At 60.6% G+C, this 11997-nt stretch carries 9 protein-coding genes and 4 pseudogenes; 6 read left to right on the top strand and 7 right to left on the bottom strand.

Features of this window, described 5'->3' with window-relative positions:
* Window positions 1–25: 25 nt before the first annotated feature.
* Entirely contained in the window at window positions 26–439 is a 414-nt protein-coding gene (locus SBC1_RS26255; protein ID WP_206366091.1) for a hypothetical protein, read from the bottom strand.
* Between the two features lie 55 nt (window positions 440–494).
* Here SBC1_RS26255 and SBC1_RS26250 point away from each other — a divergent pair, with 55 nt between their 5' ends.
* From SBC1_RS26250 to SBC1_RS26240, 3 genes and pseudogenes are all read left to right on the top strand, one after another.
* Entirely contained in the window at window positions 495–1514 is a 1020-nt protein-coding gene (locus tag SBC1_RS26250; protein ID WP_370469665.1) for an alpha/beta fold hydrolase, read from the top strand.
* A gap of 145 nt (window positions 1515–1659) precedes the next feature.
* Window positions 1660–2446: pseudogene (locus tag SBC1_RS26245) on the top strand (alpha/beta fold hydrolase).
* 465 nt (window positions 2447–2911) lie between these two features.
* Window positions 2912–3313, top strand: a pseudogene (locus SBC1_RS26240) (epoxide hydrolase); the annotation flags it as partial.
* 154 nt (window positions 3314–3467) lie between these two features.
* Here the strand turns inward: SBC1_RS26240 and SBC1_RS26235 are convergent.
* The 3 genes and pseudogenes from SBC1_RS26235 to SBC1_RS26225 all read right to left on the bottom strand — a co-directional run.
* A complete protein-coding gene (locus SBC1_RS26235) occupies window positions 3468–3818 on the bottom strand; it encodes a hypothetical protein (RefSeq protein ID WP_241202184.1) in 351 nt (116 codons plus the stop codon).
* A 53-nt stretch (window positions 3819–3871) separates the two neighbouring features.
* Window positions 3872–4843 (bottom strand): zinc-binding alcohol dehydrogenase family protein, encoded by a 972-nt coding sequence (locus SBC1_RS26230; protein WP_165100719.1) that lies wholly within the window; start codon window positions 4841–4843, stop codon window positions 3872–3874.
* A 56-nt stretch (window positions 4844–4899) separates the two neighbouring features.
* Window positions 4900–5052 (bottom strand): annotated as a pseudogene (locus SBC1_RS26225) (alpha/beta fold hydrolase); the annotation flags it as partial.
* A gap of 268 nt (window positions 5053–5320) precedes the next feature.
* Here SBC1_RS26225 and SBC1_RS26220 point away from each other — a divergent pair.
* Window positions 5321–5953 (top strand): ABATE domain-containing protein, encoded by a 633-nt coding sequence (locus tag SBC1_RS26220; protein ID WP_165100722.1) that lies wholly within the window; start codon window positions 5321–5323, stop codon window positions 5951–5953.
* Window positions 5954–6027: 74 nt separating this feature from the next.
* Here SBC1_RS26220 and SBC1_RS26215 read toward each other — a convergent pair whose 3' ends face one another.
* The 3 genes and pseudogenes from SBC1_RS26215 to SBC1_RS40675 all read right to left on the bottom strand — a co-directional run bounded on the left by SBC1_RS26215 (window position 6028) and on the right by SBC1_RS40675 (window position 8740).
* The gene (locus SBC1_RS26215) at window positions 6028–7041 is read right to left on the bottom strand and encodes a 2Fe-2S iron-sulfur cluster-binding protein (RefSeq protein WP_165100725.1); all 1014 of its coding nucleotides are present in this window, start codon (window positions 7039–7041) and stop codon (window positions 6028–6030) included.
* Window positions 7042–7207: 166 nt separating this feature from the next.
* A pseudogene (locus SBC1_RS26210) lies at window positions 7208–7585 on the bottom strand (DUF427 domain-containing protein); the annotation flags it as partial.
* A 627-nt stretch (window positions 7586–8212) separates the two neighbouring features.
* Complete coding sequence (locus SBC1_RS40675; protein WP_370469646.1) at window positions 8213–8740, bottom strand: class II aldolase/adducin family protein; 528 nt, start codon at window positions 8738–8740, stop codon at window positions 8213–8215.
* A 435-nt stretch (window positions 8741–9175) separates the two neighbouring features.
* Between SBC1_RS40675 and SBC1_RS26200 the strand changes: the two genes are divergently transcribed.
* Together SBC1_RS26200 and SBC1_RS26195 are read left to right on the top strand one after the other, a co-directional pair.
* On the top strand, window positions 9176–10828 hold the full coding sequence (locus SBC1_RS26200; protein ID WP_165100731.1) for an MFS transporter: 1653 nt from the start codon (window positions 9176–9178) through the stop codon (window positions 10826–10828).
* Window positions 10825–11961, top strand: a complete 1137-nt coding sequence (locus SBC1_RS26195; protein ID WP_165100734.1) for an HlyD family secretion protein — start codon at window positions 10825–10827, stop codon at window positions 11959–11961. Before SBC1_RS26200 ends, SBC1_RS26195 begins: the two co-directional genes overlap by 4 nt.
* The last annotated feature ends 36 nt before the right edge of the window (window positions 11962–11997 follow it).

Genomic DNA, 11997 nt, shown 5'->3' with positions numbered 1-11997 from the left:
TAGCCGAGTAATCGCAAGCTTGCGATTACTCGGTCGGCTTGAACTCCAGGCGCAGCGGCACGTCGGGCGTGTGCGAAGCGTCTATATGCAGAAGGAAACGATAGACCGACGAATAGCTGCCGCTGTATCCGTGGTTGCGAACGAGCGTGGCGTGGATCGTTGTGCATTGAACGCCGGTTGCTCGCCACTTGGTGATCTGCTCGCGCCACGGTTCCAAGGTTGAGACGCAACTCGATGGTAGCGGCGCCTCTTTGCGATCCAGGAAAGTGGCCATTACGTGTTCGTCGGGTAAAGCCGCTTCACGCACCAACCATCCGTTCTTCGCGGCAATCTCCCGCACCTGCGCAATCTTCTTGCGCCCCATGGTCTTCGATCGTGCGATATCCCGGTCAGAGTCGCCTCGGCGCATGCGCACCAGGATCTGTCGGTATTGGTACATCTCGAACCTCCGATTGGCCACGGCCTCTCCCGGCAAAAGGCCGGCAGTCTAGCCGATCAATGAAAGTTCGAACCCTCGTTGCACGTCACCTGGGTGGCGCCATTACGCCGAAAACGAAATGGCGCCTATATGCCGGAAATTCACAGCTGCAAGCGCGGATACCGCAACGTCAAATGCATCGTTCGGCGAGATCAAGCAGATCAATGCCGGAGTCCTGAACGTCGGATATGCGGAAGTCGGCCCAGGCAACGGCCCAGTCGTGATCTTGCTCCATGGCTGGCCTTATGACATCCACAGCTTCGCCAACGTCGCGCCTCGACTCGCGTCGGCGGGCTACAGGGTGATTGTCCCGTACCTGCGCGGCTATGGGACGACGCGATTTCTTTCCCGCGATACGGTCCGCAATGGCCAGCAGTCAGTGCTCGCCGTCGACCTCATCGCGCTGATGGATGCGCTGAAGATTCAGAAGGCGATCATCGGCGGTTTCGACTGGGGCGCGCGCACGGCGAATGTCGTCGCAGCGTTGTGGCCGGAGCGCTGCAAGGCATTGGTCTCGGTGAGTGGCTATCTGATCGGTAGCCAGGCGGGCAACAAGGCGCCCTTGCCGCCGAAAGCGGAGCTCGGGTGGTGGTATGAGTTCTACTTCGCAACGGAGCGGGGCAGGCAGGGCTATGAAGCGAATCGGCACGACTTCGCGAAGCTTATCTGGCAACTTGCGTCGCCGAAATGGAACTTCGACGATGCGACGTTCGAGCGATCCGCAAGCGCCTTCCAGAACCCCGATCACGTTGCGATCGTGATCGACAACTATCGCTGGCGATTGGGTCTCTCGAACGGGGAGCCGCAATACGACGCGCTGGAAGCGCGTCTCGCGGCCGCGCCGGTCATCACCGTGCCGACGATCACCCTCGAAGGCGACGCGAACGGCGCGCCCCATCCGGAGCCTGAGACGTATGCGAAGAAGTTCGTCGGCGAATACGTGCACCGCAACATCGCAGGTGGAATCGGCCACAACCTGCCGCATGAAGCCTCCAAGGCCTTTGCGGACGCAGTGATCGAAGTTGCAAGCTACTGAGCGTCCACGTGCCCAGCCTTAAGGAAAGAATTCCAGGCGGCTTCGCGACCGATAGCGGTGGTGCCGGTCATTGGGCCGACGTCCTTCCGCGCGAGTTGCCTGCGATGCTAACTGCTCACCCCACACTTTTAACGAGGATTCCCGTATGTATCGACTGTTGAAGAGATATCTCACGTCGGCGTTCCTGCTTGGCAGCATGTTCTCGCTGCACACGGCCAATGCTGCCCCGCCACAGGACCTGAAAGGAACGAATGTCGTCCTTGTGCACGGCGCTTTCGCTGACGGATCGAGCTGGGATAAGGTAATCCCGCTGCTCGAGGCGCGTGGTCTTCATGTGGTGTCGGTTCAAAACCCGCTTAGCTCGCTCGCGGATGATACGGCTGCGACGAGGCGAGCAATAGAACAGCAAACTGGCCCCGTCGTGCTCGTAGGCCATTCGTGGGGCGGCTTCGTGATCACCCAGGCTGGCGACGACGCCAGAGTCAAGGCACTCGTATATGTAGCCGCTCTCGTTCCGGACAGTGGCGCATCGGTCAACGACATGATGAAAGACCAGCCGGCTCCGGCCTGGGCCGGCGAACTGAGGAAGGACTCCGCCAACTTCCTGACGTTGTCCACCAACGCGGTGGTCAATGACTTCGCCCAGGATCTGCCGCCAGCGCAAGCACGTATCCTCGCGACGACGCAGGGACCGTGGTTCGCGGGCTGTCTGGACGACAAGGTGAGTATCGCTGCGTGGCACACGAAGCCATCCTGGTTCGTGGTAGCCAACCACGACCGCATGATCGATCCGCGCGCAGAGGAAGCGATGGCAAGGGAGATCGGTGCAACGACGATTCATGTCGATTCGAGTCACGTCGCAATTGAGTCATCCGAAGGCGGTTGCCGACGCGATCATCGCGGCGGCAAGCAAAGTTGGTTTGTCGCAGTAAAGAACGTGAAGCGAACGAGATCGATCCACCGCTCGCCAGCGACATATGCACATATAGACCAGACCAAGCAATGCCTCGCTCCCCGCCTACCGGCATTTGAATTGCTGAAGTACGTTTGAATGTATCCATGACAATTATTTGATTGCATTGCTTGTCGGGCATGGCATTGGCGTGACGGTGCCTCTCCATTCCCACGAGGCTGCCATGCGCATTGGCATCTCACGACTTTGACGAGCTTGATTAGTCAATACATTGTGTCGCTGTTACTTTAATCATTAAGATTACTAAATTCTTTAATGAATTTGTGTGTTGGACAGTATCGACCCCCATGCGCCGTCGCGCCGTCGTTTTATTGGTGTGGCAACGGCGTCCCTTGCTGCGGCCTCATTGAGCCGGTACGCCTTTGCGGAAACGAGTCAATCCATTACTGAAGTTGCCCCACCGGGGGGCGGCGACAAAGCCGCGATCCGTGATTCGCCGATCGGCCTCGCCGCATGGATGCTTGATCACGACGCAGCCAGTCAGGCGATGATTGCGCGCGTCTTTGACGGCCAGCCCGAGGGACTGTCGCGAGACGACGTGCTCGACAATGTCACGCTCTATTGGCTGACGAATACGGGTGTTTCGTCGGCGCGGCTGTATTGGGAAAACAAGCTCAACTTCTTTGCGCCGAAGCACGTTGCGATTCCCGTTGCCGTCAGCGTGTTTCCGGATGAGATCTTCGCGGCCCCGCAGAGCTGGACCGAGAAGGCGTATCCGAAGCTGATTCACTACAACCGCCTTCCGAAGGGCGGTCGCTTCGCGGCCTGGGAGCAACCGCAGGCCTTCACGGAAGAATTTCGCGTGAGTTTCCGGACGCTGCGCTGACCTCAGGTTAATAAAGCGGATGACGCCGCTGTGGCGTCATCCGCATGGCTCGATAATCCACAGTAGACCATACCGACCCCGGGCATCCGCCATTCAGGTCCGCCGCTGGACCGCGCGAAGCGGGGTGGTGCATCAGCGCCAGTTTCGTACACGTTCAGAACGATATTCCCGGGCGCGTCACCGGTGCCGCGTTCTCGACAGCGACGACGACTACGCTTTGGCGCGCTTTCGAGCTGTGCGCGTAACCACCACTGGCTTCTGAAGGAGCGCGCATTGCTGAATCACGCTCTGGGAAATGATCCGGACCCGCCGTGATGGCGCCAAGTAGCATCATCACGACGAGGTCGATCAACTTTGGCATCGCCACTTTCGTGTCCACGCGCGGCGCGCGGTTCGCCAGGATCAGCGTGGCGAGACCATGCTCCATACTCCACGCGGTATGGGCCCCGAGCTTGAGACCGCTGCAAGCCGGCCGTAGTCCGCCAGCGGCGGACATTTGGAGCACGCGATTCTCATGGACGACTATCAATTCTCGTCGTCCCATGAGCACCTGGTCGGTCAGAGGACGACGACCATCTTTCCACCAGCTTCGTTGGCTTCCATCACGCGATGCGCTTCGCGGATTTCATCGAAACCGAACACACGGGACGGCTTTGCCTTAAGACGGCCGGCGGCGACGTCTTCGGCGATCTTCTGAAGCGGTACGTCGGAAAGCGGAAAACCGGGCGTGCCGAACACAAAGCTGGCGAAGAACGTCAGATCAACTCCGCTCGGCATTTGCGCCAGCGGGTTGAAATCCGCTATTGGAGCGAGGCCGCCGAGCCAGCCCGCAAGACAAGCCCGACCGCCGCGCCGCAACATGGCAAGCGAGTCGAGAACCGTGCTGTTGCCGACGAGGTCGAGCACCGCATCGATGCGCTTTGCTTCGGCGATGCGCTTCGACAGATCGGGGCCTTCGATCTCGGCGTGCGAGGCGCCGAGATCCTCAAGCATCGCAAAGCGCGCGGGACTACGCGTCGTCGCGATGACCTTTGCGCCGGCGTTCACAGCAAGGTTGACTGCCGCCTGTCCGAACGACGACGTCGCGCCGCGGATCACCAACGTTTGCCCTTTTTCGATCTCGAGATTGCGGAACAGGCACGTCCACGCGGTCGCATAAGTTTCCGGAATCGCCGCGAGTTCGGTCCACGGCAGATCGGACTCGATCAGCGCCACGTTCGCCACGGGTGCCCGTGTGTATTCCGCATAGCTGCCGTTGATGGTTCGTCCGAGGCCGCCCATCAACGCAGCGACTTTCGCGCCGACAGGAAATTCGCCGCCAGGACACGACTTCACCACGCCCACGCATTCGATGCCGCTGACCTTGGCAGCTTCGGCCCACTCGCCGCGCCGCATATGCAACTCGGCATGGTTGAGGCCGAAAGCCTTGATTTCGATGACCACATGACCTTCCAGTGGCTCGGGTTCCGGCAGTTCCGTATAGACGAGGCTATCGAAGTCGCCGAACTTTTCGAGCACTATTGCACGCATGACTATTCTCCTAATAGTTGATTGGACTGCTGTTGATGCTGACGAGCCGCTGCCCGTCAGCGAATGAGGAAATCCGAAATGGCCGCGACGACCTCCGCGGCGTGCGTTTCCAGCACGAAATGCCCGGTATCGAAGAAGCGCACTACCGCGCCCGGTATGTCGCGTCTGAATGCCTCGGCGCCTGCCGGCAAGAAGAACGGATCATTCTTTCTCGATAGAACACCTTGAAACCGTCGACGTCGGCATGGCGATAGGCGATAGAGGACATGTTTCCCTCGTCAGATCAACAGGATTAGACAAGTGATGAACGCGGCGACCGACTGTCGGCACGACAGGTCGCTGATGCTCATATATCGGCGATACACCATGTAACCTTTCCAAGGCTTTTTAAAAGGTTACGCATGGCACATGTAACTTGTCAAGTGTGTTTTTAGTGGTTACAATGTGAGCATCGTTACTTCACTTTCGTCTTGATAGATGGACTACCGTCAGATTCCTGCGATATTCGTGGCCGATGCCCCGGGCCTCGATTTCCTGAACTCGGTTGCAACACCAGTGGATGAGGAAGTCGACTGGATCAGCGACGGAGAAGGCTTGCTGGCCTGGTTGGAGCAGGCAGGGCTGGTGCCCCGCGCCGCGCTCGCGGCGATGCGGTCGCGGTCCACGCCGGCTCAACTCGACGCCGCTGCGGCGCAGGCGCGCGCGCTGCGGGAGTGGTTCAGGGGATTTGTCCAGAAGCGAAAGGGGCGGCCGTTAGTCGCCAGGGATGTGCGTGAGCTGGAGCCACTGAATCAACTGCTTGAGCGGGACGAACGAAATGGCGAAGTCGTCGCTGACGTCACGAACGGGGTGACGATGTTTGAATTTCGTGAGAATCGACGCTGGCAATCACCGGAGTCGTTACTGATGCCCATAGCGAAGGTGTTGGCGAAACTCGTGTGTGAAGAAGATTTCACGCACGTGAAGGCGTGCGAAGGTCCGCGGTGCACGTTGATGTTTGCCGATCACACGCGGGGCCACGCGCGCCGGTGGTGCAGCATGGCGATCTGCGGTAACCGCGCGAAGGTTGCGGCGCACCGGAAGCGGCTCAAGGAGCGCAAGAACGGCTGACGCGACGGCGCGAGATCAGGCCCGATCAACGGCGTGCTCACTCCAGGGGGCGTACGCCACACTTGCGACGCCGCTCAGACGTCGATCACCACGTCATCGCGCGGCCGGGCGCAGCAGATCAGGACATTTCCTTCTGCAGGGGGATCAAGCGGATCAGGCTGGTAGGTGACGGACCCAGCGATCAGTCCGCTCTCGCAGTTGTGACAGACACCGGTGCGGCACGACCATCGGACGGGCACGTCACACGCCTCGGCCAGCTCCAGAATGCTCTGATAGGCGGAGGCCCTCCAGTGGGCGGTGATGCCGCTGCGCGCGAACGCTACCAGCGGACCCGTGGTGGCATCGTCTTTGGGAAGATGAGAAGCTCGCGTCGGGGTACCGACAATGCCAGGAGTCATCGACTCGCCGCCGTTGAAGAATTCGACGTGAATCCGCTCCGGCGCTACGCGCAAGGTTGCGAGCGCCTCTTTCATGTCTGCCATGAAGCGAGCGGGCCCGCAGACGTAGACATCCGCCTCTTGCCGGATGCCCACCTCGTCCAGGACCGCTCGCGACAGGTGTCCGGTAACGTCGAAATCCTGACCCAGCCGGTCGTGTGGGCCCGGCCTGCTGTAACAGACATGGCTGCGGCCGTGTATAAGCGCTTGCACGAGGCGGCGTGTTTCGGCGGCGAATGGATGGTGCTGTCCATCGTGAGCCCCGTGGAGCCATAAGACCTGCCGCATCGAGCAGGCTGCCGCCAGCGTGTGCAGCATGGCCAGAACAGGCGTCGCCCCGATTCCCGCGCTGAGCAACACAACCGGCCCTCCTCCGGGCTGCAGAATGAAGCTTCCGCGCGGCACGCTCACGTCGAGAGTATCACCCACCCGGACATGCTCCCGCAGCCAGGTGCCAGCCGCTCCATTCGGCTCGATCTTCACGCTGATCCTATAACGCTCCGTCGAAAGGGCACTCGAGAGCGAATAGCTGCGCAAAAGCGGCGGCCCACTGGCGGACCGTTGAAGACGCAAGACCACATACTGGCCGGGCAAAGCCGTTCGCAGCGGCTGACCGTCCGCGCGCTGCAACGTCAGCGACAGGACGTCCACGCACTCCCGCTCGATCGCCGTTACCGCTAGCGAGCTAAATCCTGGTGCAACCGGATGCGCAGCTGCTGAGGGCGCGAGCCCAGCGTTCCCACTCGCCGCGCCAGTCGTCCAGCTCCGCAATAATGCCTCGAATGAAGAACGCCATCCGGGTGAAAGCGCCTCGATCCGCAACGCGCGCCTGCAGTTCGCTGGCGTGGGCGGGCAGGATCGTGTGTTGCCACGCCCCTCGCGGCGCGGTCTGCGCACCCGCCCGGACGGCGTACCAGGATGTGGGCCCGAGGTCGGGGTGCTGGGTGGTATGGTCGATGCGTTCGAGAGTATTCGGAGAGATGTCAGTCTCCGGGAAGTAGGCTACCGGATAGCGGCCTGGTTCAAACAGGAGGAGAACCTGCTCGCTATCGGCGATCCAGTTTCCACCAAAGCACACGCGCATGCGCCGGCGCAACGGCTCGACGTACAACAGTCTCTTGGGCAGCGATTCGGGCACGAGAAACCGACCGATTGCTCCCGGTGAGAGCGGCCCTTGTTGCCATGACAGTCCCATTGCTGTTCTCCCTCCTTCAGGGCTAGCCAGCCGCGATTGGGCGCTATGAGTTTATCGGCCCCCACGCGCGCCGGCTGAACTTGCAGTCAATGCTTCTCGTCGGAAAAATCAGTCGCATCGCGCCATGCATTGGACGAATATCGGTCGCGGCCCAACGTCATTCCCATGAGCGTACTAAAGATCCCGTTGGTCAACAATACGATCCTTGATCTACGGCCAAAGCGGTCGCCAGCACACTGGGATTCGTGTCCAAGGGCGAACGCAGTCTGTTTAATCTGATTAACGAGTGAAGCACCCAAATGTAAAATCGCCGGCCATGGTGAACGACACTTCATAGCCTGTCCCTGCCTGACGGCGATCAGCAGCACGCGACCCTTTAGGCCACACGGGTTCACCGCCCCAGCGTTCGCTGTCAGAGTCACCGCGGACATTGACCATCGCCACCGAGAGGCGCCGGCAACTCCCGGCACAGACTTGGCGCTTCACTGGCAACCTTATGTCATCCTGCCCGCGACGACGCGTAGACGCTTCACCTCTTCCTCAAGTTCAGCAATACGTCGATCACGCTGATCAATGGCAGCAGCAACGTCTGCGGCATCGAAGCGATGCTGGATGTGCTTTGCGCAGTTAGCGTCCCAAGCCGTTACTTTGTCGCAGCGGTGGCAGCACCGGGTTTTGCAGGCATGACAGCACGGCCGTGTATTTCGAGTGAACGTGCAGGATGCAACGCGCTTCGTTATGCCGCCTGTGGATCGCCGAATGAATTGCCCACGCGGTGATGTCGGGCGCGTCGAGGCGATCGATGGTCTGCGTGTCGTGCGCATCCACTAGCCGCAGGTCGCTCGCCTTGATGCTGGAAAAGTGCCTGCCACTGCGCGGATGCCATGGCATCGAACTGGCAGTTGAAACCGTACGGACGTTGATGATGGCCTCGGGACCTTGGATTCCGCGCCGGCAACCCCCGCCCAAGATTGGCTGGCCGCTACGGTCGAGAATCGGAGCTTGATCCACAAGTATCTGGACGTGTTTGAGCACCCCGATAGGCGCATCGAAATTCGTGTCAATGGGGCCGCGCTCCCCTACTTCGAATACGACCGCCTGTCGCAGATCGATCAGGCTCAGTGAACGCGCATCAACGGCGTGTCGATGTAGCAATCGACGGCTTGCCTGAGCTATCGTCGGCCTCGTGCGAGAGTCGATTCAGACCGTCCGATGTGAAGGTCTGCTGCAGGATGAAGTAGCTGCCACTGTGCGGGTCAAAATTGTAGAATTGTGCATACTTGTACGTGTCGCCAGGATCACGATAGCCATTGAAGAGGACGAGGGACTGAGCTGCGCGTGATGCCGCGGAGTTGGTAGTCGAGTTTCCTCCAGCCATCGGGCAAGTCACGTCGCAAACGAATGGTGTCCAGGCGTTCCCGGTGCCCGGCTCAGCAGGAAAACTTGCGGCCAGGTGTTCATCGCGTCTACCGTCGCATGATTGGCGTTGAAAGCTCTCCGTATGCAGTACTTCCCGTGCGCGCTGCTAATGTTCTGACAGTGCGCAGCCAGACACTGATAGTTTGCGTTCGGTAAATTAGGGGGAATGTCTTGTCTACCCAATTTGAAGAGAGCGATGAAGAAAGCAACTACGCGTTAAAGCCGCATGAACAGCCGCTGATACTGGGCAGTCCCGCAAGTCCCGACCATCCGCCGGCAAGGCGCTATGCCTATTTCGCGATCGGATGCCTGATCGGGATCACCCAGGGCCTGGGCAATGGGCTCGTGTCGGTGAACCTGGTTTACGCGCAGGGGACGCTCGGTCTCTACAGCGACGAGGCGACCTGGCTCACCGCTGCCTATTTCATGGTCTATGCGTCCGCCAACCTGATCCTCGTGAAATTCCGCCAGCAATTCGGTTTGCGGCGCTTCGTCACCGCCGTGCTTGTGACTTACACCGTGATCGCACTGCTGCATCTATTCGCGCAAGGGTTCTGGTCGGCGGTCGCCGTGAGAGCCATCAGCGCTATCTCCGCAGCCGGCCTCTCGTCGATGGGCATTTATTATCTGATGCAGTCGATGCTCCCACCAAAAAGAATGCTCGGGATGCTCATTGGCATCAGCGTTCCCCAGCTTGCGACGCCGCTGGCGCGCGTCTTGTCGCCCGGGCTGCTGGAGACGGGCAACTGGCACAGGCTCGGTTGGTTCGAACTGGGGATGGCACTGGCGACGCTTGCTGCCGTGATGGTCCTGCCCTTGCCGCCAAGCGAGCGCCGCAAGGTATTCGAGCCGGCCGACTTTCTGACCCTGGCCCTGCTGGCGCCGGGGCTCGCGCTATTCGTGGCGGTATTCTCCGAAGGCCGGATCGAATGGTGGACCGATCGCGCCTGGCTGGGCTGGGCGCTCGCCGGCAGCGTGGCACTGATCGGAGCAGGCCTGATCATCGAACACTGCCGCGTCAGTCCGTTGATCAATACGCGCTGGCTGGGCACCCGCGAAGTGATCCGCGTCATGCTGATCGCGGCAGCGATCCGCATACTCCTCTCCGAGCAAACCTATGGGTCGGTTGGCTTGCTGACATTGTTTGGCATGCTCAATGACCAGATGATCACGCTTAATTCAATCATCCTGGCGGCATCGATCGCCGGGATCGTTGTCAGTGCGTTGACCTTCAATCCCGACAATCCAGGGAAGCCGATTGTCGCGGCGGCCCTGCTGATCGCGATCGGGGCCTTTATGGATTCTGGCGCGACCAACCTGTCGAGGCCGGCAAATTTCTATGTCAGCCAGGGATTGATCGGCTTCGCCTCGCTTCTGTTCCTGGGACGGGCCATGGTGCTCGGCGCTTCGCGAATGGTGCTGGCCGGCGGCCAGAATTATCTGGTGAGCTTTGTCGTCGTGTTCAACATCAGCCAGAGCGTCGGAGGCGTAGTTGGCAGCACCCTCCTCGGTACATTTCAGACGGTTCGTGAAAAGTTTCATTCGAACGAACTTGTCCAGTCGCTGGTCATGAGTAACCCAGTGGTCGCCGCGCAGGTTCGCGAGGGGGCGTGGCAACTGTCGCAACGCGTGTCGCGCGAAGCGAATGTTCTGGCCTATAACGACGTATTCTTGCTGGTGGGTGTGCTGGCAAGCCTGACCGTTGTTTGGGGCCTGGGAATCCAATGGCTGATATGGCGGCGAGGTGAAATTTCGCCTGTCATCCTTCTCCAGCAGGCGCTGAAAGCGAAGCTGGCACAAACCGACAGGAAGAGCCCGGAATGAACGAGCCCAGGAAAGATTCGCCCGCGGGCGATAGCCAAACGCAAACCGCACCCTCTCCTGCCGCTGCGGCTGAGCCGCATGGCTGGCAGTTGCCGAAGAAGAGTCCGGTAACGATCATCGTCATCGTGCTGCTGGCGCTGTTCGCCATTGTCGTGGTCCTTCGTGCCTGGCGCCTGCCGCCTTTCGCCGGCGCGTCGGAAGACACCGACAACGCCTATGTTCGCGGGCTGGTGACGACCATCAGTTCGCAAGTGAGCGGCTATGTCACCAGCGTGCCGGTCGACGATTTCGCCGAAGTGAAGACCGGGCAGATTCTCGTGACCGTGGACGACCGCACCTATGCTGCCAAGGTCGCGCAAGCCGAGGCCAATCTCGCCGCACAGCAAGCGGCGTTCGCCAATTCCAGACAATCGCAGCGATCGAGCGAGTTAGCGACGCGGAGCCAGGACGCCAATATTGCAACCGCGCGTGCACAGCTGGTCCGCGCCGAAGCCGATATGCGCCGCGCAGACGCACTGGTCAGCGACGGATCGCTTTCGAAACGCGAGCACGATCAGACTCTCGCCGCACTGCTCGCGGCCCGGGCGTCGCTGCAACAGGCCCTCGCGGGCCGCGCGATCGGCACGGAAGAAGTGCGCACCGTGCTTGTCGCGCGCGCGGGATTACAGGCGGCGATCGATTCCAGCAAGGCGGTGCTGCGCAGCGCGCAGGTCGACCTGGAGAACACCGTCATTCGCGCGCCTGTCGATGGACAGCTTTCCGAAATTGGCGTGCGCAACGGCGACTACGTCACCGCAGGCACGCAGCTGATGTCACTGGTACCGCACCACGTCTGGATCGTTGCCAACTACAAGGAAGCGCAGACGCATCGCATGCGCGCCGGGCAGCGCGTGACGTTCCGGGTCGATGCGCTTGGCGACGCGGAACTGCATGGTCATCTTGAAACAATATCCCCCGCAACGGGATCGGAGTTCGCGGCGATCAAGCCCGACAATGCGACCGGCAATTTCGTCAAGGTGGCGCAACGCATTGCCGTACGTATCAGCGTCGATCCGGGACAGGAATTGGCGGGGCGGCTGCGGCCGGGCATGTCGGTCGAAACCGCGGTCGATACTCGCGACGGTGACCGATGAGCCGCTGCGTCCGTAGTTGCGTCCTTAGTTGCGCCC

This window comes from Caballeronia sp. SBC1, from assembly GCF_011493005.1.
Classification (GTDB): domain Bacteria; phylum Pseudomonadota; class Gammaproteobacteria; order Burkholderiales; family Burkholderiaceae; genus Caballeronia.
The sequence above is the reverse complement of the archived record's forward strand: the minus strand, read 5'-3'. Positions and strand labels throughout refer to the sequence as shown.

Bases quoted from the DNA above. Each gene is read 5' to 3' on its own strand.
- SBC1_RS26255 (WP_206366091.1), bottom strand. From the start codon at position 439: ATGTACCAATACCGACAGATCCTGGTGCGCATGCGCCGAGGCGACTCT.
- SBC1_RS26230 (WP_165100719.1), bottom strand. From the start codon at position 4,843: ATGCGTGCAATAGTGCTCGAAAAGTTCGGCGACTTCGATAGCCTCGTC.
- SBC1_RS26220 (WP_165100722.1), top strand. From the start codon at position 5,321: ATGGACTACCGTCAGATTCCTGCGATATTCGTGGCCGATGCCCCGGGC.
- SBC1_RS26195 (WP_165100734.1), top strand. From the start codon at position 10,825: ATGAACGAGCCCAGGAAAGATTCGCCCGCGGGCGATAGCCAAACGCAA.